Annotated in this window: 20 protein-coding genes and 1 pseudogene; 11 read left to right on the forward strand and 10 right to left on the reverse strand. The window is 34.1% G+C overall.

All coding sequences use genetic code 11. The features are described from left to right. The first annotated feature begins 290 nt into the window (after positions 1–290). The 3 genes from B6D18_RS03340 to B6D18_RS03350 all read left to right on the forward strand — a co-directional run bounded on the left by B6D18_RS03340 (position 291) and on the right by B6D18_RS03350 (position 3,957). Complete coding sequence (locus B6D18_RS03340) at positions 291–1,031, forward strand: GntR family transcriptional regulator (protein WP_086363142.1); 741 nt, start codon at positions 291–293, stop codon at positions 1,029–1,031. A 92-nt stretch (positions 1,032–1,123) separates the two neighbouring features. Further along, on the forward strand, positions 1,124–2,230 hold the full coding sequence (locus tag B6D18_RS03345) for a YcbX family protein (protein WP_086363143.1): 1,107 nt from the start codon (positions 1,124–1,126) through the stop codon (positions 2,228–2,230). A gap of 59 nt (positions 2,231–2,289) precedes the next feature. Beyond that, on the forward strand, positions 2,290–3,957 hold the full coding sequence (locus B6D18_RS03350; protein WP_144063946.1) for a tetratricopeptide repeat protein: 1,668 nt from the start codon (positions 2,290–2,292) through the stop codon (positions 3,955–3,957). Positions 3,958–4,067: 110 nt separating this feature from the next. Here the strand turns inward: B6D18_RS03350 and B6D18_RS03355 are convergent, their stop codons facing one another. Both B6D18_RS03355 and ilvC read right to left on the reverse strand, forming a co-directional pair. Continuing rightward, the gene (locus B6D18_RS03355; protein WP_086363145.1) at positions 4,068–4,649 is read right to left on the reverse strand and encodes a cell division protein ZapC; all 582 of its coding nucleotides are present in this window, start codon (positions 4,647–4,649) and stop codon (positions 4,068–4,070) included. Positions 4,650–4,941: 292 nt separating this feature from the next. Further along, a complete protein-coding gene (ilvC, locus tag B6D18_RS03360; protein WP_086363146.1) occupies positions 4,942–6,420 on the reverse strand; it encodes a ketol-acid reductoisomerase in 1,479 nt (492 codons plus the stop codon). 177 nt (positions 6,421–6,597) lie between these two features. On the opposite strand from ilvC, the gene B6D18_RS12975 reads away from it, so the two are divergent. From B6D18_RS12975 to fis, 5 genes are read left to right on the forward strand one after another with little or no spacing between them, the layout of a single operon-like run. Beyond that, positions 6,598–6,825 carry a YhdT family protein gene (locus tag B6D18_RS12975; protein ID WP_086363147.1) on the forward strand — a complete coding sequence of 76 codons (228 nt, stop codon included), beginning with the start codon at positions 6,598–6,600 and terminating at the stop codon, positions 6,823–6,825. A gap of 11 nt (positions 6,826–6,836) precedes the next feature. Next, positions 6,837–8,288 carry a sodium/pantothenate symporter gene (panF, locus tag B6D18_RS03370; protein ID WP_086363148.1) on the forward strand — a complete coding sequence of 484 codons (1,452 nt, stop codon included), beginning with the start codon at positions 6,837–6,839 and terminating at the stop codon, positions 8,286–8,288. Next, a complete protein-coding gene (prmA, locus tag B6D18_RS03375; protein WP_086363149.1) occupies positions 8,263–9,129 on the forward strand; it encodes a 50S ribosomal protein L11 methyltransferase in 867 nt (288 codons plus the stop codon). Before panF ends, prmA begins: the two co-directional genes overlap by 26 nt. A gap of 35 nt (positions 9,130–9,164) precedes the next feature. Next, a complete protein-coding gene (gene dusB, locus B6D18_RS03380; RefSeq protein ID WP_086363150.1) occupies positions 9,165–10,166 on the forward strand; it encodes a tRNA dihydrouridine synthase DusB in 1,002 nt (333 codons plus the stop codon). Between the two features lie 16 nt (positions 10,167–10,182). After that, positions 10,183–10,479: a DNA-binding transcriptional regulator Fis gene (gene fis / locus B6D18_RS03385; protein WP_034883623.1), complete on the forward strand. Its 297-nt coding sequence runs from the start codon at positions 10,183–10,185 to the stop codon at positions 10,477–10,479. Between the two features lie 90 nt (positions 10,480–10,569). Here fis and B6D18_RS03390 read toward each other — a convergent pair whose 3' ends face one another. The 6 genes and pseudogenes from B6D18_RS03390 to rbsD all read right to left on the reverse strand — a co-directional run bounded on the left by B6D18_RS03390 (position 10,570) and on the right by rbsD (position 16,358). Then, a complete protein-coding gene (locus tag B6D18_RS03390; protein ID WP_086363151.1) occupies positions 10,570–11,562 on the reverse strand; it encodes a substrate-binding domain-containing protein in 993 nt (330 codons plus the stop codon). 11 nt (positions 11,563–11,573) lie between these two features. Next, positions 11,574–12,503, reverse strand: a pseudogene (rbsK, locus tag B6D18_RS03395) (ribokinase). A 48-nt stretch (positions 12,504–12,551) separates the two neighbouring features. Beyond that, positions 12,552–13,427: a ribose ABC transporter substrate-binding protein RbsB gene (gene rbsB, locus B6D18_RS03400; RefSeq protein ID WP_086363152.1), complete on the reverse strand. Its 876-nt coding sequence runs from the start codon at positions 13,425–13,427 to the stop codon at positions 12,552–12,554. Positions 13,428–13,459: 32 nt separating this feature from the next. Further along, entirely contained in the window at positions 13,460–14,410 is a 951-nt protein-coding gene (gene rbsC, locus B6D18_RS03405; RefSeq protein WP_086363153.1) for a ribose ABC transporter permease, read from the reverse strand. Continuing rightward, positions 14,397–15,911 (reverse strand): ribose ABC transporter ATP-binding protein RbsA, encoded by a 1,515-nt coding sequence (gene rbsA, locus B6D18_RS03410; protein WP_086363154.1) that lies wholly within the window; start codon positions 15,909–15,911, stop codon positions 14,397–14,399. The genes rbsC and rbsA overlap by 14 nt, the downstream gene beginning before the upstream one ends. A 27-nt stretch (positions 15,912–15,938) precedes the next feature. Continuing rightward, the gene (gene rbsD / locus B6D18_RS03415; RefSeq protein WP_086363155.1) at positions 15,939–16,358 is read right to left on the reverse strand and encodes a D-ribose pyranase; all 420 of its coding nucleotides are present in this window, start codon (positions 16,356–16,358) and stop codon (positions 15,939–15,941) included. A 254-nt stretch (positions 16,359–16,612) separates the two neighbouring features. Here rbsD and B6D18_RS03420 point away from each other — a divergent pair, with 254 nt between their 5' ends. Then, a complete protein-coding gene (locus B6D18_RS03420) occupies positions 16,613–17,356 on the forward strand; it encodes a YebC/PmpR family DNA-binding transcriptional regulator (protein ID WP_086363156.1) in 744 nt (247 codons plus the stop codon). Then, a complete protein-coding gene (gene ruvC, locus B6D18_RS03425) occupies positions 17,356–17,844 on the forward strand; it encodes a crossover junction endodeoxyribonuclease RuvC (protein WP_086363157.1) in 489 nt (162 codons plus the stop codon). Before B6D18_RS03420 ends, ruvC begins: the two co-directional genes overlap by 1 nt. Before the next feature lie 197 nt (positions 17,845–18,041). Here the strand turns inward: ruvC and B6D18_RS03430 are convergent, their stop codons facing one another. Both B6D18_RS03430 and B6D18_RS03435 read right to left on the reverse strand, forming a co-directional pair. Further along, entirely contained in the window at positions 18,042–21,251 is a 3,210-nt protein-coding gene (locus B6D18_RS03430; protein ID WP_086363158.1) for an efflux RND transporter permease subunit, read from the reverse strand. A 13-nt stretch (positions 21,252–21,264) separates the two neighbouring features. Continuing rightward, entirely contained in the window at positions 21,265–22,482 is a 1,218-nt protein-coding gene (locus tag B6D18_RS03435) for an efflux RND transporter periplasmic adaptor subunit (RefSeq protein WP_086363159.1), read from the reverse strand. A gap of 375 nt (positions 22,483–22,857) precedes the next feature. Between B6D18_RS03435 and zipA the strand changes: the two genes are divergently transcribed. After that, positions 22,858–23,817: a cell division protein ZipA gene (gene zipA, locus B6D18_RS03440; protein ID WP_371328864.1), complete on the forward strand. Its 960-nt coding sequence runs from the start codon at positions 22,858–22,860 to the stop codon at positions 23,815–23,817. Positions 23,818–23,988: the final 171 nt, after the last annotated feature.

A 23,988-nucleotide genomic window follows, 5' to 3' on the forward strand; every position in this document is an offset into this window, starting at 1 on the left:
GCTCTTAATGATATTTTCTTATCCATAGTAAAATTCCTTACAATTTAAAATATATATGCATATTTAATATGACTACTCATATAAATAACGATTAAATAATATTTTATTAAAAAATAATGTATATATATTTTTTTTCAGAATGTTAAGTAAATCACATTTTAATTTTTAAATTTTTATGAATACACATATTCTAACTAAGTTTACTGTGATATTTAATTTAGAGTCAAAATGTTGCCATCTGTGTTTATTTGAATGAAAATGGTGATCAAGAGAAAAATTAAGGAATAAAAATGAGTGGTAACGTAACAACTAAACAATTAAAAGTTATCAATTACATTACTAATCTAATAGAAGAAAAAAACCTATCTGCTGGTGAAAAAATTGATACCGAAGTCAACATTGCAAAGATTTTGGATGTAACTCGAACTACCGTTAGAGAAGCGACAAGACATTTATTAGATGAAGGATTAGTTTACCGTGTTAGAAAATCAGGATTACATGTTGGTTCATTCGAACGCAATATTAATTTAACCGGTAAATTTAGTGTTATTTCACATTTCGATTATCAAGCTAAAAAACAAGGTTATAAGGGATCTAGAAAAGTACTTTCAGCAAGTATAATTCCCGTTCCAAGTGAAGAATTGGCCAGTTTACTTAAATTAAAAAGAAGCGATTTTGTTTATAAAATTGTAAGACTAATGTTCTTTGATGATATCCCTGTATCGATCGAATTTACATTAATACCCGCTAATTTATTTGATCAGTTTGAGTTTAGTCAATTAGAGATATCAAAATTTGGTTATATTGAAGAGATCACAGGAAAAAAAGTAAAAAAACGAATTCAAAATATTATGGCTGTGAATGTTGATGATGAAAATATAGAGGATTCATTAAATATAGTTAAAAATACTGCACTATTAAAACTTGAAGAGGTTACTTATCTTGAGGATGATACCCCTTGTGAACATAATACTTCTTTTATAAAAGCTGAGTATCACCCTATACAAAATATTATTGAGAGACGATTATAACGCATTTTGACGGAGAATTTATTTGCACTATATATATAAATTATCAATAATTAACTATATAATTCTGGCAAACTAATTGAATATTTGCCTGCATGATTGCCGTTAACCAACTATTTATCTATCCCATTAAATCGATGCAAGGTATTGCATTAACAGCAGCCAATAGTATTGATGGTGGTTTTGAATATGACCGTGTTTTGATGATAAGTGAACCAGATGGCACCTTTATTACGGCTAGACAATATCCAAAACTTTTAAAACTTAAAACCACAATACAAAATAATAAAATAAGTGTTTTACTGCCAACTAACCAATCAATAATTATTGATTTTGATGAGTTTTCATTAAGCAATGAAGCCACAGAGGTCTGGGGAAATCACTTCACCTCACATATTGCACCAATAAAAGTTAATCAATTTTTTAGTCATATTCTCGAAAAAGATGTACAAATGCGCTGGATAGGCAAACAACTAACCAGAAGAACTAAACGCTACCCAGACGTACCGGTAAGTTTTGCCGATGGTTATCCCTATTTATTATTAAATCAAGCTTCATTCAATTATCTACAACAACAATGTCCTGAAACATTGGATATTCAACAATTTCGTGGCAATATTATTATTGATGGCGCTCTCCCGTTTGCTGAAGATGGCTGGAAAACGATTAAAATAGGCGAAGTAATTTTTGATATCGTTAAACCTTGTACTCGTTGTGTATTAACCACCTTCAATGTCAATTCAGCCAAAACATTACCGAATAATGAACCTTTAAGAACTTTAGGTTACTTTAGAGCTGATTTTGAAGGTAAAATCGATTTTGGCATGAATATGATTGCTCGCAATCATGGCAGTGTATTTATTGGTGATAAAATTGAGATACTTGAGCGGCAACCTGCTAAAAATTACATAAAAAACTTCCCTAAACAAGTAACAAAAGATTCTCAACCTTGTACAATAACATTCGAAGATAAAAAAATTGTTGGTAATAATCAGCAAACAATTTTAGAACAGCTCGAACAACATCATATCTCACTACCTAATTCTTGTCGATCAGGAGTATGTGGTCGCTGCTCAGTATTATTAAAATCAGGGAATGTAAAACCATTAACTCAATCAGCGATAAAACAAAATAAACATATTTTTGCATGTAGTTGTATACCAAAAGAGGATATCACGATAGAATTAGTAAAATACGAATAACTTTTCTTGCAGGACGCGGAATTTATTAAAATCATAAGATAAACAAAAGGTTGTCATGGATGTTTAGAAAATTATTTTTATTTATATTTCTCTGTTCACTTTCTACAGCTGTATTTTCTTTGGATCATTATAAAATGGTGTTTGATGATATAAAGGAAGGAAAAGAAGCTAAAATTCTTAAAGAACTAAATGAAGGAAATACAACAAACCTCAGTTCCCTTTCACAATTAGGTATGAATTATATCGAATTGGCACATAATTTTAACTTAAAAAATTGTAAAAAACTTTACAAAATTAATGAGTTGGTGTCTAGTTGGAAGGAGAATTTTATTTTGACCGAAGATATCTACTATAACGAATATGATGAGGAAAAAGAATATAATGACTCCTTATCATATAGATGTAAAAAAGTAGATTATGCAGACATAAATTATTTTATTAAACCTAAATTAGTGGATAAAGGATTATCACTAATTCGAATAGCAATCCTGAATGGTGATTTAAACGCAGTTAGATTATTAATAGATTTAAAAGACTCAGATAAAATACCATACGGCTATGTTATTAGTTTAATTGAATTTTTAAAAACAGATAATGAGATAAATGTTAATCAATATGCATCATTTTTAATTGGGCAAGAGTATCTTACCGCTCCACAGATAGATCCAACAAGCGCATTGCAACAATTTGCTAATGCAAAAGATATTGATGATCCATCTTTATCCTATTTTATTGCTTATGCTAAAATTGAAAAGCTAATTGAGGATTTATTAGATAATAAATACAGTTTTAGTGACAAAGATTATAAATATGAAAACAAAATAATTGATAAAGAGACCTTAGAAAATATTCATGAGAAAGCTTCACGAGGCAATATAAAATCCCTACTTTATTTGAGCAAATATTATGTAAACGAAGTAAAGCTAAGTAAAGCTTTGATGTATTTTAATCAAGCTTGCTCACTAGCGTCTTCACGAGCATGTGAAATGTATCAGTTACAGTTCAAGCTTTCAGAAAACCGAGAATTTTACACTTTATTAGAAAAATTTGATAAAGATACACTTGATCCTGAAATAGCCATTGCCATTGCCAAATGGTGTGAATCACACCACAAGTATTTAGCTGCAATTTATTTCTATTCACATGTTGCTGATAACAATCCTCAATTATTCCTTCATATAGCTGATTTATATCCTAAAACAGAGCTTTTTACCTCCGAGAAAGATGCAGAAATATTGAAAAATTATATCAACTATGTGAATTATATTAAAAGTCCTAAAATCATGGAAAAGATTGCTTTCAAGTATGACGATGATTCAAATCTTGATCAAAAAATTTATTGGTTAGAAGCGGCTGCAAATGCGGGTAGTTTTTCATCTAAACAAACATTATCCGAAATGTATATGAAAGGCGATTATGTAACTCAAAATTATGACAAAGCAATTTACTGGCATCAAAGATACTGTTTCGATGAACAAGATGAATATACATGGGGAAGTTGTATTGCTTTAAATATATTAAGACAAGATCCTCAATTACAACGTGCATTAGATAATGGTGATATGGAGGCCCAGTACAAAGTAGGTTCGATGTTTATTGAATATCCAACATTGTATGAAATAGGGGTAGATTTACTTGAAAAAGCAGCCAAACAAGGTCATAGCTCAGCTGAACTGAGACTAATTTTGAATCGTAGTAAACGCAGCAATTTAAACTTTTCTCAATGATATTAAATTGAAAGTAAAATTATTTTATTAAATGGAATTGTTAAGTTAAAAAAGAATAGATTAATAAATGAGTAGAAACTTGCTACTCATTTTGAATAAAACAATGTTAATTATGAAATAGCTTTTAATGCCGATAGCTCATTATCGGAATCCATTGAATTTCCTGTTTTTACTAGTGAGTTTACTAAAGCTAATCTGTTATTCATTACTTTGATTGCTTCTGAAAAGTAAAAAGTTTTATTCATCGCTATAAATGTTGGCTGAGCAATAATACAAAGCGAAGCGTTCTCACCGGCTTCAACTACTAATAAACATACTTTTTGGCCTGATTCTTGCATATGTACAGTAACGACATCTGCTACTTTAGGCTGGTATAACATTGGTTGTTGAGAAAAATACCAGCTTTTAGGCATTTGTGGTTTCAAAAACTTTGCTGCAACAACTGCATTAATCGATAATTCTATTTTTTGTGAGTCAGTTAACATCAATGATTGGCAGCTATCATAAAATTGATAATATGTAGCTGCATCATCAACCGAAAAAGAGAATTCATTAAATACATCTGGTATTAATATTTTACTTGCATAGTTACAACGAAATAACATTTCTGATGAAATTTCTAGCATTAGACTATCATATTCATTATCAAAATACCAACGCCAGCTATCTGTTGGTCGAAAAGCTATTTTCATTGAAATGTCATCCTTACAAATCGAATTAAAATTGAACAAAATATACCATAAATTACATAAAAAATAAATAACAAATAAAATAAGAAAATTTTAATTATCTAATTTTTAATAGTTTTATTATAATTTATTAAAGATCAAAATGATCTAAGTTAGATCTAAATTTAGCTATTTGAAATCCTTTTAGATCAAATCTAGCATCTATGAAAATAGCTAATACTTACAATTTTATCTAACAAATTTTTGACAGAAAAAAAGTGCTATTCAGCACCTTTTTATAACCAGTTATTAATAATTAACTAGCAACATTAATACGTTTCATATCAGTCATATAGCTACGAAGTTTACGTCCAATAACTTCAATTGGATGATGACGAATAGCTTCATTAACATCACGTAATTGCGCATTATCAACACTACCTTCAGGAATTGCTTTTCCTAAATCACCAGCTTGTAACATTGGCATAAATTTCTCTTTTAATAATGGTACGGCAGCATTGGCAAATAAATAGTTACCATATTCCGCGGTGTCTGAAATAACAACATTCATTTCATATAGACGTTTACGGGCAATAGTATTTGCGATAAGTGGTAATTCGTGTAGTGATTCATAATAAGCTGATTCAGGTAAAATACCAGACTCAAGCATAGTTTCAAATGCTAATTCAACACCAGCTTTCACCATAGCAACCATTACAACACCTTGATCGAAATAAGCTTGTTCATCAATTTTACCTTGATATTCTGCCGCTTTTTCAAATGCAGTTTCGCCAGTTTCTTTACGCCATTTCAATAAGTTAACATCATCGTTAGCCCAATCTTTCATCATAGTAGATGAAAACTCGCCTGAAATGATATCATCCATATGTTTACGATAAAGATCGGTCATGATCACTTTTAATTCTTTCGCTAATGCATTAGCTCGTAATTTAGCAGGATTTGATAAACGATCCATCATTAAGGTAATACCACCTTGTTTTAATGCTTCGGTGATCGTTTCCCAACCAAATTGCAATAATTTACACGCATATGCTGGATCAACACCATCAGCGACCAATTTATCAAAGCAAAGTAATGATCCTGTTTGTAACATACCACATAAAATGGTTTGTTCACCCATTAGATCTGATTTAACTTCAGCAACAAAAGAAGATTGTAGCACACCGGCACGATGACCACCTGTCGCAGCCGCCCATGCTTTAGCAATTGCTAAACCTTCGCCTTTCGGATCGTTTTCTGGATGCACCGCGATCAAGGTCGGCACACCAAATCCACGTTTATACTCTTCACGAACTTCTGTTCCTGGACATTTTGGTGCAACCATAACTACAGTAATATCTGATCGGATTTTTTCACCAACTTCAACAATATTAAAACCATGTGAATAACCTAATGCCGCATCTTTTTTCATTAATGGTTGTACAGCTTGTACCACAGCAGAATGTTGTTTGTCTGGAGTAAGGTTGATAACCAAATCAGCTGTTGGAATTAATTCTTCATAAGTTCCTACTTTAAAACCATTTTCAGTAGCTTTTTTCCATGATGCTCTTTTTTCATCAATAGCTTCTTTACGTAATGCATAAGCAATATCTAAACCAGAATCACGCATATTTAGCCCTTGGTTAAGACCTTGTGCACCACAACCTACGATGACAATTTTTTTACCTTTTAAAAAATTAGCTTCTGATGCAAATTCATCACGCGCCATAAAACGACATTGACCTAATTGTTCTAATTTTTCGCGTAAATTTAGTGTATTAAAATAATTTGACATTATTCTCTCCATGAGTTGAATTTCTGATAATTAAGTTGTATGCACTATACCGTAAAAGTATAATTGCGGAAATTGATATATTTAGAATATTATGTTGCATAAATTGCAATATGCTTGCTAAGTTAACTACTTTCTTTTACTCTAAGCCACCTTAAATAACTTAACCATTTATTTAATATGGATACTCGTTACAAGCAAGCTAATAAAGAAGCAAAACTTTCATTGCTACTGACTATCATTTACTTCGCTGCATGGGTAATTAGTGCATATACTGTCAAAAATCAAACCGGATTTTTGGGGTTACCATTATGGTTTGAACTATCCTGTATATTTGTACCATTGGGTTTTATCTTGTTGTGTTTTGTTATAGTAAAAAAGCAATTTAAAAATATTCCACTAGAATAGGCCATTAAACCGTGCAATTAGATATTATTCTCCCTCTTGTTATTTATCTTATATTTGTATTTGCATTATCAATTTATGCATATGCAAAACGAAAAAAAGCAAACCAATTTACTGATTATTTTATTGGTAATCGGACTATGGGCGGTTTTTTACTGGCAATGACTTTAGCTGCAACGTATATTAGTGCCAGTTCTTTTATTGGTGGTCCAGGTGCTGCTTATAAATATGGTCTCGGTTGGGTTCTGTTGTCGATGATTCAAGTTCCAACCGTATTATTATCACTTGGTATTCTCGGTAAAAAATTCGCCATTTTAGCACGTAAATATAATGCAATAACGCTAAGTGATATGCTCTATTCTCATTATAAAAGCAAACTAATTGTATGCTTTGCCAGTATTGCTCTTATTGCGGCTTTTATTGGTGCTATGACCGTACAATTTGTCGGTGGAGCCCGATTATTACAATCATCTGTAGGTATTCCCTATGATATAGGATTACTTATTTTTGGTATTGGTACAGTAATTTACACAGCTTTTGGCGGATTTAGAGCCAGCATATTAAATGATGCATTTCAAGGGTTGGTAATGATTATTGGCGCCATTTTGTTATTAGTTGCCACTATTTATGCTGGCGGTGGCATTACCAATATAGTTGATCGTTTAAATCAGATCGATCCTGCTTTATTAACACCTCAAGGCCCTAACAATTTTATGGACGTCCCATTTATGGCATCATTTTGGGTTTTAGTCTGTTTTGGGGTTGTTGGTTTACCTCATACCGCTGTTCGTTGTATGGCTTATAAAGATAGTAAGGCTGTTCATCAAGGCATTATTATTGGTACTGCTGTTATGATAGTCATCATGTTAACTATGCATCTGTCTGGCGTCTTTGGAAGAGCAATAATAAGTGATTTAACTATTCCAGACCAAATTGTGCCAACATTAATTATAAAGGTTTTACCACCTTTAGCCGCAGGAATTTTTTTGGCAGCACCATTATCAGCAACTATGTCCACCATTAATGCACAATTATTACAAGTTTCATCAGTAATTATTAAAGATCTGTTCTTAACGATGAGACCAAATACTAAATTTAGTGATAAAATGCTTACTCGCATATCAATTATCATAACCTTTATTTTTGGTGGTTTATTAATTGTTGCTGCATGGAACCCACCAGAAATGATCATATGGCTTAATTTATTAGCTTTTGGTGGACTTGAAGCAGTATTTTTATGGCCTCTAGTACTAGGACTATATTGGAAAAAAGCTAATTCAACAGGGGCTTTTTGCTCGATGTTTGCTGGTGCTATAAGCTACACATTACTTGCTGTTTATAACATTAAAATTTATGCTTTACGTCCAATAGTGCCATCATTACTTATTGGATTAGTTATATTTATTGTTGCCAATCATTTTGGCCAAACGGGAAAAAATTATGCCTTGGATTCAACTCAGAATTAACACAACTAGTGATTTAGCTGAAAGTATTTGCGAACAATTAGAAGAATCAGGGGCAGTGTCAGTCACTTTTCAAGATACTTTTGATAACCCTGTTTTTGAACCTTTACCTGGTGAAACAAAACTTTGGGGGAATACCGATGTTGTCGGATTATATGATGCTGAAACAGATATTGACGAATTAGAATCAATTTTAAATCTTGAGCAATATTCTTATAAAATCGAACAATTGGAAGATAAAGATTGGGAACGAGAATGGATGGATAATTTCCATCCAATGCAATTTGGTAAACGATTGTGGATCTGCCCTAGCTGGCGTGAAATACCAGATCCCAATGCTGTTAATGTAATGTTAGATCCAGGTTTAGCCTTCGGTACAGGCACTCATCCTACAACAGCTTTATGCTTAACTTGGCTAGACAGTCTCGATCTTAATAACAAAATTGTGATCGATTATGGATGTGGTTCTGGTATTTTAGCCATTGCAGCTTTAAAATTAGGTGCAGCAAGAGTTATAGGCATTGATATTGATCCTCAAGCGATCCAAGCAAGTCGTGACAATGCTGAACGTAACAAAGTAAGTGAAAAGATTGAGCTTTATTTAGCAAAAGATATTCCTAATAATTTACAAGCTGATGTGGTAGTTGCTAACATTTTGGCGGGCCCGTTGAAAGAACTTAAACCCCAGATTAGTAAATTAGTAAAGCCATCAGGAGAACTTGGACTATCTGGAATTTTAGCTAATCAATCGCAAAGCGTATGTGACGCATATCAAACTGAATTTGTCCTTGATCCAGTTATTGAACAGGATGAATGGTGCCGTATAACCGGTAAAAAATTATAAAAAATTAACATTACCCCTTTTAACTTCGAGAAAAAATGCGTAATATAGCCGGCCTTAATTCGCTTAGTATCGGCGGCAAGGTCAACTTAAAAAACAATTTGATTGCTGCTCCTATGGCAGGAATTAGTGATAAACCGTTTCGGAACTTATGTCACCGCTTTGGTGCAGGAATGACCGTTTCTGAAATGTTTTTAGCAAATTCGGATGTTTGGCACACTGATAAATCAGCATTAAGAATGATTTCAAGTGATGATGTCGGTATACGTGCAGTTCAAATAGTTGGCTCAGACCCCGACGAAATGGCGAGAACGGCTGAATTTAACGTCAAGCATGGAGCTCAGTTAATTGACATCAATATGGGATGTCCGGCTAAAAAGGTGAATAAAAAATTAGCTGGTTCTGCTTTAATGCAGTATCCAGAACTAATAAAAAATATTTTGCAGAAAGTTGTTGGTGCTGTTGATGTACCAGTAACATTAAAAACTCGGACTGGATGGGATAAAAATAATAGAAATTGCATTGAAATCGCACAAATTGCGCAGGATTGTGGCATAAAGGCCATTACTATTCATGGGCGAAGTCGTGCATGCTTATTCAATGGAAAGGCAGAATACGAATCCATTAAAGCAGTTAAAGAAAAGGTAACTATTCCAGTAATTGCAAATGGTGATATTTGTACCCCAGAACAAGCAAAAGATGTTTTTAAATATACGCAAGCTGATGGTATAATGATCGGCCGAGCGGCACAAGGGCGACCTTGGATATTTGAAGAAATTGCATTCTATTTAGCACACGGACAGTTAAAGAAAAATAAGTCAATTGATGAAGTTGAGCAAATAGTGTTAACACACCTTGAAGAACTTTATCAATTCTATGGAGAATACAAAGGATTACGGATTGCCAGAAAGCATGTAAATTGGTATACCAAGAACTATGCTGATAGCGATCAATTCAGGCGCTTATTTAGTGTACTTAGCAATTCAAGTGAGCAAGTAAAAACACTAAAAGCATTTTTTAGTCAAATTAGAAACAAATAAAAGAGTTAAATATACTATGTCAGAACAACGCGTTACAGCTGCAGCACTTAAATTTACAACTGTAAACTCACAAGACCAAATAACACAAAAACCTTTGCGAGATTCGGTAAAACAAGCTTTAAAAAACTATTTATCACAATTAAATGGTGAAGATCCTACTGATCTATATGAATTAGTGTTAGCTGAAGTTGAACACCCATTCCTTGATATGGTTATGCAATATACTCGTGGCAATCAAACTCGAGCAGCAAATATGCTTGGTATCAACCGTGGTACTCTACGCAAAAAATTAAAACAATATGGAATGAGTTAGTTTAAATTTAAAACCATATTATTGAATTATTTAAAAGCGTTTTCTTGAGAGGACGCTTTTTTTGTTCTCAATATATCAATTAGATATTATTTACGCTGAAAAGCGTTTAATTAATGTAGGTGTCAAAGTCAATATTTGTCGCAACTCTTGAGGATTTTGAATACGATTTAGTAAAGTTTCAACGGCTAACTGGCCTAATTCTTCTTTCGGTTGATGAATAGTTGTCAAAGATGGAGTCATGTATTGCGCAATTTCAATATCATCATAACCAATAATAGCGATATCCTTGCCTACTTCAAGACCATTTCGATATAAAGTTTGGTAAGCGCCTATTGCCATGACATCATTAAAGCAAAATACTGCTTCCGGTGGAATCGGTAAATCTAATAATTGCTGCATAGCAACCACGCCAGATGAAAAGTGAAAATCTCCTTGTGCTTCATAACCATCAAGTATGGTAATATCAGCGGCTTGCAGAGCATTTCTAAAGCCTTTTAAACGCAATTGAGATTGGGTATTATTCAATGGCCCAGTAATACAAGCGATCTTCTTATAATTTTGCTCGATGAGATAATTGGTAGCTAAAGTAGCTCCATATAAAGAATTATCCTTTATAATATCATAGTCAGCTCTAAATGGTATCCGGTCCACCATAACTATGGCAAGTTTAGGATATTTAGTAAATATCTGTTGTGGGATTGGATGAGTTTCAGTACACATTGTTAGTAAACCATCAACACGTTTTTGTAATAAATATTCAATATTAGTTAACATTCTTTGATGGTCACCTTCGGTATGACATAATATCAAATTATAACCCAGCCTATAACAACACCTTTCAACGCCTTGCACTACTTCTGAGAAGAAAGAGTTATTACTTGTTGTTACTACCATACCGATAGTAAATGTTTTATTACTTTTTAAACTTCGTGCAATAGCTGAAGGCGTATAATTTAGTTGTTTGATTGCCAATTCAACTTTTTTACGAATAGTTGGACTAACATAACGGTCATTATTAATGACATGAGAGACTGTTGATGTCGATACTTTCGCAAAATTTGCGATATCTTTCATAGTTGCCAAATCGAAACTACCTATTTACTTTGTTGTTCAAGAAACTCTTCTACTTCATTTCGAAATGGTACTGCTGTTTGAGCTCCCGGTTTCGTGACTGATAATGCACCAGCTGCATGAGCATATTTAATCGCTTGTTCTAAGGTTTTACCTTCTAACAACGCGGTAACTAACATACCATTGAAAGTATCACCAGCACCGATAGTATCAATTGCTTTGACTTTAAATCCAGCAATGATTGCTCCTCGCTGTGCAGAGCTTACCCAGGCACCTTTACAGCCTAAAGTAATAATAACTGTGTCGATACCTTTTTTATGTAAAAAAAACGCAGCTTGCTCGGCATCTTTTTCCGTTAAAACTTTAATACCGGTTAAGTATTCAGCTTCAGTTTCATTAGGGGTAATAATATCAATGTGTTTAAGTAAGTCATCTGATAATTTTTGCGCTGGAGCCGGATTTAAAATGACTTGAGTCTGATGTTGTTTAGCCAATTTTGCTGCTTGTTCAATTGTTGCCAACGGTGTTTCCAATTGCATTAAAATAGCATCAGCATTGATAATATCTTCTTTATATTTAAGTAAATATTCTGTAGTAACTTGTGCATTAGCACCAGCATGGATAGCAATTTGATTTTCACCTTGTGCATTAACTAAAATCAAAGCTACACCAGTATTTTGCCCTTCAATGCAAGCTACTGAACAAGTATTAATATTATCGTTATTAAGCTACTGTTTAATTTTGTTCCCTAGTTCATCATTTCCGACAGCGGCAATAAATTGAACATTAGCACCCAATCGACCTGCTGCAACAGCTTGGTTTGCCCCCTTACCACCGAAAGAAATTTTATAGTTCGATCCTGATAATGTTTCACCCGGTTTAGGAAATTTAGGAACATTTAAAATATGATCAACATTAACACTACCTAATACAATCAATTTTTTGCGTTTCATTTATTTAATTCCTAATAAAATAGGACGTTTAGCACGCCCTAAACTAACCTATTTACTAATTAATTTTAACTCCACAGGAATACTCGGACTGACTTTTTCACCTTTTATAACTTTATCAGCGATTTCAACCCCAATTGCGCCAATTTTATTTGGTTGTTGTGCCACAGTTGCAGCTAATTTACCGCGTTCTACAGATTTGATGCCATCATCGGTACCATCGAATCCAACGACCAAAATGTCTGTTCGACCAGCAGTTTGAATCGCTCGCATTGCACCTAATGCCATTTCATCATTTTCCGCAAAAATAGCTTGAACAGAGGGATATGCCGTCAATAAATTTTGCGTAACATTCATACCTTTCGCTCGGTCAAAATCCGCAGGCTGCGCAGTTAAAATGGTAAAATTATTTTCTTGTTGTGACTGATTAAATCCTTCACCTCTTTCACGTGAAGCCGAAGTACCTACAATTCCTTGTAGTTGAATGACTTTTGCCTGTTTACCTAACTTATTAACAATAAAATCACCAGCCATTTTACCGCCAGCAACATTATCTGATGCTATATGACTAACTACCTCACCTTTCACTGAACCACGATCAAGCGTTATAACGGGAATATTTGCTTTGTTAGCCGCTAAAACAGCGTTACCAACTGCTTCCGAATCTGTCGGATTAATTAAAATAATCTTAGTTCCTTTAACAATTGTATCTTCAACGTTTGCCAACTCTTTGGCAGGATTATTTTGGGAATCTAACACTACCAAATCGTAACCTAGTTCATTGGCTTTTTTTACTGCGCCCTCTTTTAAAGTAACAAAAAATGGATTGTTTAGCGTGGATATTACTAATGTAATATTCTCTTTTGCCGAAGCTTGAAAGACAAATAAAAAACTTATTAATATAGCAATGTACTTATTTAATCTCATAACTTTCTCCTAGCTACTTTTATTAAAAAAAATTATTTATTAGTTTTTTTATCAACTAAAACCGCAAGTAATATGACTCCACCTTTGACTATCATTTGATAATACGCATCGACCCCCAACATATTTAAGCCATTATTCAAAAAACCTAAAATTAACGCACCTATTAGGGTCCCCAAAATTTTACCGCGCCCCCCTGACATACTTGTGCCACCAAGAACAACAGCAGCAATTGCATCCATTTCGTAACCAGTTCCGGCTGTGGGTTGAGCTGAGGACAATCTTGAAATTTCAATTGTACTGGCAACAGCACACAGTAAACCACTCATCGCATAAACAATAATTTTTACCTTATCAACATTGATACCTGATAGTTGTGTTGCTGATTCATTACCTCCAAGGGCATAAATATAGCGACCTAAACGCGTATATTTCAACAAATACCATGCCGCGACAAACACAACCAACATAATAATAATTGGTACTGGAATACCAAATACTCGACCAAATGCGATCCATTCAAATATTTCGGAATTATCATTAGTACCGATAGAAATTGGACTTCCTTTAGTATATACCTGTGTTGCACCGCGTAAAATTAACATCATCACTAATGTTGCAATAAAAGCTTGAAGCTTTCCTTTCGCGATAATGACGCCTGAAAAGGCCCCCAATATTGCACTTATAATTAAAGCAGCACATATAGCAATAAATGGGGAAATATCAGCACCAATCATCGATACCATCACTGCCCCCGCTAGTGCAAATATCGAGCCAACTGCAAGATCAATACCGGATGTTAAAATAACTAAGGTCATTCCAACCGCAATAATAGCGTTGATTGACGTTTGCTGCAAAATATTAAAAATGTTATTTAATGTGAAAAAGTTATCACTTAAACATGAAACGATTAAGATTAATACTAGTAACGTTATTAATGACTTCTGCTCAACTAATACATTTTTGAGAGTTTTATTTTGCAGCATCAGATTTCTCCTGTGTTTTCCCTACGGCAGCGGCCATAAGTTTTTCTTGTGTTGCTTCATTAATGGTAAAATCTCCTGTTACTTTTCCCTCATGAATAACCAAAATGCGGTCACTCATGCCAAGAATTTCGGGCATGTCAGATGAAACTAAGATAACACTTAATCCTTGTTGTTTGAATTGATTGATAAGTTGATAAATTTCCTTTTTAGCGCCAACATCAACACCTCTGGTTGGTTCATCCAGAATTAATATGCTTGGCCGAGTCATTAATCCTTTAGCAATAGCAACTTTTTGTTGATTACCACCTGATAATAAACCTATAGTTTGATTAATTGATGGGGTTTTTATATTGAATAGCCCCACATAGTCATCAACAGCTTGTCGTTCATTTTTTAGTTTTAAATGTTTAAATTGATTAACAAAATAACCAAGGGCGTTGAGTGACATATTATCTTTAACCGACATGCCTAAAATTAAACCATCTCTTTTGCGGTCTTCAGAGATATAAACAATGCCATTCATTAAACCATCTTTTGGCGAACATGTTTTAATGGCTTTGCCTTTTAAAGTTATTGTTCCTGATTTAGCTGGATTTGCGCCATAAATCATCTTCATCAACTCTGTTCGCCCTGCCCCCATAAGGCCAGAGATACCTAATATTTCACCAGCATGAAGAGAAAAACTAACATCATTCACACCATCACCCATTAGGTGGCTAACCTGTAACGTGATATTTCCTTTTTCCATTTCGATGCGTGGATATTGTTCTTCAAGCTTACGACCCACCATCATCTCAATTAAACTATCTTCATCCAATTGTGTGATCTTCTTTTCACACACAAATTGACCATCACGTAAAACGGTTACTGCATCGCAAATTTGAAAGATCTCTTTTAGACGATGAGAGATATAGACAATACCACAATTTTGTTTTCTGAGTTTATTAATGACTTCAAATAATGAAGCGGTTTCTGTATCGGTGAGAGCATCAGTTGGTTCATCCATAATGATAACTTTAGAATCAAAACTTAGCACTTTAGCAATTTCAACCATTTGCTGTTCACCAATCGACAAATCACTAATCAATCTTCGACTGTTATAGTTCAAATGCAATTGGGCTAATAATTTATCGGCTTCAGCATAGGTCTTTTGCCAATCAATACAACCGAATTTATTGGTAAATTCTCGACCCAAAAAGATATTTTCGGCAATGGATAATTGCGGTATTAAATTCAATTCTTGATGAATTATACCTATTCCTGCTAATTGTGAAGCCTTGGGACCATTGAAGTTAACTTTACTACCTTGATAAATAATTTCGCCAGCATCTTTTTTGTATATTCCGGTGAGTACTTTCATTAACGTAGATTTACCCGCGCCATTTTCTCCGATTAAGGCCATAACTTGACCAGCTTTAACAGTCAAATTAGCGCCTGAAAGCGCTTTAACACCGGGAAAAGATTTAGATATATCGGTAAGCTGTAATAAAATATCACTCATAAAATTCCCATTATTTTAATTGTTTTTTTAAAAAATTACGCCCGACTGTAGAATAATATTCGCATAGGGTGAACATTCACCGGTTCTAATTACCGATTTACATTCAGCGATTTGATGTTTTAACATTTCATGAGTGACATATTCGATATCAATTATATTTTGTTGTGATTCCTCAATTTTTTTAATCTGAGCTAATATTTTTTTATTTATCTCTGGATTATGTTTAAGGATCTCTTCTGCCAAGAGAACTTTTTCAATTTGCATAGATTCAGTTACAGACTCCAAAACTTGCATAAATGATGGTACACCTATAGTCACAGCCAGATCTATTCTTTCAACATTTTCAGGGATGGGTAAACCTGCATCACCAATGGCAATTTGATCAGTATGCCCCATTTTGGCTAAAGTCTGAACTATTACTGAGTTTAACAACTTATTTTTATACATAATGCAATCCTAAGAATAATAATGAAATTGTTTATCGAAACGTTTCGATGACGACATAAGTTACCAATGATAAAGGTATAATGAATTAAAACTACATGAGTTGCAATGAATAAAATATGAACATGTGATCCGGATCAACATAATTATTCATTATTAAAATTACATGAATAAATGGAAAAATAGATTGATAATGAACTTTTGTTAAAAGTTTGCTAAAATAGACTGATTTTAAATTATTTAATCTGGAGAATTTTATGGCAGGTCATAGTAAATGGGCCAATACCAAACATCGCAAAGCAGCTCAAGATGCTAAGCGCGGTAAAATCTTTACCAAAATTATTCGTGAACTTGTAACAGCAGCAAAAATTGGTGGTGGCGATCCAGCGTCTAACCCTCGTCTACGTGCTGCTATGGACAAAGCATTATCTAATAACATGACTAGAGATACCATGAATCGAGCTGTTGCTCGTGGTGTCGGTGGTGAAGATGATACTAATATGGAAACAATCATCTATGAAGGTTATGGACCAGCGGGAACTGCGGTAATGGTTGAATGTTTAAGTGATAATCGAAACCGTACTGTATCAGAAGTTCGTCATGCTTTTACTAAAACTGGTGGTAACCTAGGTACTGATGGTTCAGTATCTTATTTATTTACTAAAAAAGGGGTAATCTCATATCCGGCTGGAACTGATGAAGATCAAGTAATGGATGCTGCTCTTGAAGCTGGGGCTGATGATGTGGTTACTTATGATGATGGTGCAATTGATGTATTTACTACGCCTGAATCATTCGGTGAAGTTAAAGATGCACTAGATGCGGCAGGTTTAACCGCTGAATCAGCAGAAGTTTCAATGATTCCAGCAACTAAAGTTGATCTTGATATTGAGTCTGCACCAAAACTACTACGTCTTATCGACATGCTTGAAGATTGTGATGATGTTCAAGAGGTTTATCATAATGGAGAAGTATCAGACGAAGTTGCTGCAACACTCTAATGACTATCATTCTGGGTATTGACCCAGGCTCTCGTTTGACGGGTTATGGAGTAATTCGTCAAACGGGACGACAACTTACTTATCTTGGCAGTGGTTGTATCCGCACTGCAGTCAATGACTTACCAACGCGTTTGAAACGTGTTTATGCTGGTGTAAGCGAAATCATCCTTCAATTTCAACCCGATATGTTTGCTATTGAACAAGTATTTATGGCTCGTAATGCCGATTCAGCACTAAAATTAGGTCAAGCACGAGGTTCTGCAATTGTTGCCGCAGTCAATCATGATTTACCCGTTTTTGAGTATGCAGCGCGCTTAGTCAAGCAAAGTATAGTTGGAACAGGCGCAGCTGACAAAAAACAAGTTCAACATATGGTTAAACTACTATTGAAATTACCAGCAAGTCCTCAGGCGGATGCAGCGGATGCACTAGCTATAGCAATTACCCATGCCCACATGAGTCAACAATTAATTAAATCACATAGATAAATATAATACTGTTACATAATAAAACTCTGTTATTTATAGCCTAAAAACATCTTTCCTCAATTTTTTATTTCAACTGAATAAAAAGGTTAAACTAAAATATCGAAAAAGCAATCTATTAAAAGTTAAACAAAAAAAGCACCAATATTATTGGTGCTTTTTATTCATATCCGTTATTACTTAACTACTAATCGACTCGACTATTTCTCAGTTTTACCTGTATAGTTAGCTGGTAATACTACTTTATTCCTATGTTTAGTGAATAGTTTTGTTATAAACAAGAAGAACAAAGGAACATAAAATATCGCTAAGAATGTTGCCGTCAACATACCTCCAACTACACCTGTACCTACCGCATTTTGACTTGCTGAACCAGCACCAGAATTTAAGACTAGTGGAAGTACACCTAGAATAAATGCGAATGATGTCATTAAAATAGGACGTAAACGCAATCGACAAGCTTCTAACGTTGCATCAATTAATGATTTACCTTCTTTTTCTAGTGCATCTTTAGCAAATTCTACAATCAAAATGGCATTCTTAGCCGATAGCCCCATCGTGGTTAGTAGACCAACGATAAAGTAAACATCATTATCAAGACCTCTGAACGTAGTTGCATATACGGTACCCAAAATACCTAACGGGATGACAAATAGGATAGAAATAGGTACAGTCCAACTTTCGTATAATGCAGCTAATGACAAGAATACAACGATAAGTGAGATAACATATAGCGTTGTTGTCTGCGAACCTGTTTGACGTTCTTGGTAAGAAATTTCTGTCCAGTCATAAGAGAATCCTTTAGGTAAGTTTTTAGATAGTTCTTCCATTATTACCATAGCTTGACCAGAACTCATACCAGGTGCAGCTGAACCACTAATTGCCATGGCTCCTACCCCATCATAACGAACTAACGATGGTGAACCATAACTTTTCGTTGTAGTAGCAAATGCATCATAAGGAACCATTTCACCCTTTTGATTTTTTACATGCCAGAAACTAAAGTCATCAGGTAACATTCGATAAGCTGCATCTGATTGTAAATAGACTTTTTTAATACGGTTGTTATAAACAAAGTCATCGATATAAGCTGAACCTAATGCGGTTGAAAGTACAGTATTAACACTACTTACGGAAACACCAAGTGCTTGGGCGGTTTCGAAATCCACATTAATCTTATATTGTGGAACATCTAACATACTACCTGGGCGAACTTGTTGTAAGTTAGGATTCTGTCCAGCTTCTCTCAACAGTTTGTTAAAAGCCTCCATCAAGGCATCATGGCCAAGACCTGAGCTATCTTTCAACATATAAGAGAAACCATTAGCCATACCAAGTGACGGTACTGGTGGCAAATTGGCAATAATGACACGACCTTCAGTTATCGTTGAAGCAAATCCAAAACCACTACCTATCAAAGCATCCATTTTTTGGTCTGGGCGTTTACGTTCATCCCAATCTTTTAATCGAATAAAACCAAGCCCTATATTTTGACCACGACCAACTATACTGAAACCAGCAACAGTAAAGATCTCTTTCACTGAATCAGCCTTCTCATTCATATAAAATTGAGAGGTTTTATTCAATACACCCATGGTTTGATCTAAGGTCGAACCTGGTGGTAACTCAACCATTACAATTAATACCCCCTGATCTTCATTTGGTAAGAAACCAGTTGGTAAGCGATTAAAACCAAATATTAAACAAACAACAATCAAGATATAGCAAACAAATGAAATCAACGGATAACGAATAAACTTAATCACGCCTTTTTCATAGGTATATAAACTTTTGTTATATATATTATTAAACTTATTGAAGAACCATTTAGTCCCAGCTGAAAACCAACTAAATGGTGGTACACTTTCTAATTTTTCACCAATTGTGGTTTTCTTAATCTTGTTTTTTGATGGTGCTTTTAAAATTTGCGCACAAAGCGCTGGCGTTAACACAATTGCCATCAATACAGATAAACCCATCGACGTTACAATTGTGATTGAAAATTGACGATAAATACCCCCTGCTGCACCGCCATAAAATGCCATAGGCACAAATACTGCTGAAAGCACCACGGCAATACCAACTAATGCAGAAGAGATTTGTTCCATTGATTTAACGGTTGCATCATACGGGGATAACCCTTCATCATGCATAATACGTTCAACATTCTCAATTACTACGATGGCATCATCGACCAGAAGACCGATAGCAAGCACCATAGCAAACATTGATAGCGTATTAATGGTAAATCCACAGATATATAAAACTGCAAAGGTACCTAACAATACAACCGGTACGGTAATAGTTGGAATAAGAGTAGAACGCAGATTTTGTAAAAATACATACATAACGATAACAACCAAAATGATTGCTTCAATTAAAGTATGTATCACATTATTAATCGATAATTTAACAAACGGTGTTGTATCATAAGGATAGGCAAATTTAATATCTTCAGGGAAAATACGAGATAACTCTTCAATTTTTTGGTCAACTTTTTCCGATGTTTCAAGTTGATTTGCACCCGTAGCTAAATAAATACCCAAACCTGCTGACGGGTTACCGTTATAGCTCGAAATGAAGCTATAGTCATCAGCACCGATTTCAACCTTAGCAACATCTTTTAACAAAACGTTTGAACCATTGGTATTAACTCGCACTGTAATATTTTGAAATTGCTCAGGTGTTTTTAAACGCGACTGTGCAGTAATAGTTGCATTAAGCTCTTGTCCTTCAGTTTTTGGTAAAGCACCAAGTTGCCCTGCTGTAACCTGTGCATTTTGTGCTTGAATTGCACCAATAATCTCTTCAATAGATAGATTAAAATAGTTAAGTTTATTGGGATCTAACCAAATCCGCATTGCATATTCAGAACCAAATAACTGTGTATCGCCTACCCCTTGAACACGGCGAATCGGATCTTGTACAGTTGAATAAACAAAGTCAGCTATATCTGCTTGTGTTTTTTGAGGGTTGGTAGAATAGAATCCAATAACTTTTAGGAAGCTAGTGTTTTTCTTAGCAACCGACACCCCATTTTTTTGCACACTTTCAGGTAGACGCGATTTGATACTTTCTACTTTATTTAATACTTGTACTTGAGCAAAATCGGGACTTGTACCCGGCGCAAAAGTCAACGTTGTTTCGACTACCCCCTGAGCACTACTGGTTGATTTCATGTAAATCAAATTATCCAAACCAGTTAAGTTTTGCTCAATCAATTGCGTAACAGTATTTTCAATGGTTTGCGCATCAGCACCTGGATAAGCAGCAGAAACAGTAACAGCCGGTGGTGCGATATCAGGATACTGCTCAACAGCGAGTAGCTTAATGCATAAAGCTCCGCCCAGCATCATCATGATAGCAATTACCCATGCAAAAACAGGTCTATCAATAAAAAACTTAGCCATAATTAAATCTACCTTATTTCACACTGTTTTTGATGAGATTATCTAACTTTTCTTGAGAAAGCACTTCTGGCTTACCGATTGGGGTTACCATAATGCTTCTTTGTTCTGATTTTGGTTTTTCTGCTTCTCTGTCAACCACAGTCAAATTAAGCAAACCAGAGATAATCACTTGCTCACCAATATCAATACCACTAGTGACAACCCAATAACCTCCGATACCAGTATAAACTTTAATATCCTGACGATAATCAACAACATTATCAGATTTTAAAATCTTAGCAGTATATTGACCTTTTTGGTTACTAGTGATGCCTTGTTGCGGAACTAATACTGCATTTTTAATTGTACCTAATGTTAATTGTGGTTTTACAAACATTCCCGGTAAAATTTTACCTTCACTATTTGAAAATTGTGAGCGCAGGGTAACTGTACCTGTCGTTTCATTAACAGTCATATCTGAAAATTTGATATTTCCTGGTAGCGCATATTTTGAACCATCATTAAAAAACAGATCAACATTGTTGCCTTGAGCTGGTTCATAAATAATATTTTCATCTTGAAGATATTTATTATAACGAGTTGCGGCTTCAGTCATATCAACATAAATTGGATCAAGTTTTTGTACCAATGCCAATGGAGCAGCTTGCCCTGCTGATACTAATGCCCCTTCCGTCACGCTTGATTTACCAATATACCCATCAATTGGCGAGTATACTTTTGTGTAGTCCAAATTAACTTTAGCTGCATGCTCTGCCGCTTGAGCAACTAAAACACTTGCCTCAGCTTGTTTGGCATCAGCAGCTGCTTTATCATATTCTTGTTGACTGATAGATTTGGTGTTCAAAAGTCCTGCATAACGTTTTAGGGTTAGTTGAGCAATATTTGCGTTAGCTTTTGCACTAGCCACACTAGCTACAGCACTATCATAATTAGCTTGATAAATAGCTGGATCAATTTGATAAAGTGATTGGCCAGCTTTAACATTTGAACTTTCGTCAAATTCTCGATTTAATATAATCCCACTAACTTGTGGTCGAATTTCAGCAATCTGTGAAGCAACCACTCGTCCTGGTAAGTTTATTTTTAGGGTATAGTCTAAAGGTTCAACTTTAAAAACAGTTACCTTTGGTAATTCGCCAGCACCATTTTTTGATTGATTATTATCACAACTGGCTAATAATAGACTAGATAATGCCACTGGCAGAGTAAGTAATAGCTTATTAAATCTCATATAAAAAAGACCTCGGTAACTTAATAATTATTTTTTAAATAAAAACAGTGAATATTATTCAAAAGTGATCGGAGATTTTACAAAAAATATGCATAGATTGTAAGAGTCTTAACGCCTTAATAGCACAGAGTTCTAAAAATTAGCTCACTTATAAGATTTAAACGCAAATTAATAAAAAAATTCTATTGATAATTATGATTATTGATAGAAATAAAGTAATATACACTAATCGTTTTTTTGCGCGGTAATAAGTAAGTATGGATTTAACTTAAATGTAAAAATTAAAAAAATTTCTTTGTGGTATTTTTTAATCCTTTTTTTTCAATTATATTATTGAATAATTTGAATCTATATTTAATTTAATTCTGAGTGGGTATTATGGATAATTTACGTACTGTTCTAATTGTGGTTGCATCCTTGGTCATTATTGCATTATTAATTCATGGGCTTTGGATCAATAAAAAAGAACGTTCTTCTTTATTTAAGTTAGGCAAAAAAGATAAATTCACAACAAATACTCAGCAATATGAAGATATCTATAATGATGAAGATGATGTGATTTTACTAACGCCAAAAAACAAAACAAAACAAAATGCTTCTAATGACGATACTAATGAAGTATTAGTAGGTAATACTAATGCCCCTAACAATAATGTTCTAGCAAAAGAAGAACAAACTCCTTGTCAAGTTGATTTATTTTCAAATGATGACGATCAACAACCGAAAATAGATACTAAGATTTCTAATGAGTCAACTAGTGATCTTCAACAGGATATCTTTACCGATGAACCAGTTAAAGAAAATGTTGAAATAGAAAAACCAACCAAAGCTAATGAAGATATAAAAGTTGATGATCCTCAACCTGAAGAAAAACTCGAAAAACAAGACAAATTAACAATAAACGAAAGTGAAGAAAGTAAAACTGAAATTATTGTATTAAATGTTACTGGCTTAAATGGCAAGGAATTACAAGGTGATATGCTATTAGCTAGCATCATGCAATCAGGATTCCAATTTGGTGATATGCGTATTTTTCATCGCCATGTTGACCCTGCGGGTAATGGACCGATACTATTTAGTTTGGCAAATATGATAAGCCCTGGGCATCTAGATCCTGAAACCATGCACGAATTTACAACACCTGGTGTATCAATTTTTATGGTTGCACCAACCCATGGAAACAATCAACAGAATTTCAAATTAATGCTACAAACAGCGCAACGTATTGCCGATGATGTTAATGGTGTAGTTTTGGATGATGAACATCATATGATGACACCACAAAAAATCGATAGTTATAAAGAACGCATAAAAAAAGCTTGTAATGAAATTTAAGCTAGCTGTTTAAAATTCCTCATTTTTGCTACTATTCCACTAAAAAATTAGTGGAATAGTCTGACTTATATTAGATAATTGACTATATTTAGTAAAATCTATTGTTCTAAATACCGTTAAATACTATTTTAATAATAAGTTTAAAAACCTTCGTATTAATTTAAGAGTTTA

The organism is Gilliamella sp. A7 (genome assembly GCF_002142015.1).
Taxonomy (GTDB): Bacteria; Pseudomonadota; Gammaproteobacteria; order Enterobacterales; family Orbaceae; genus Gilliamella; species Gilliamella apis_A.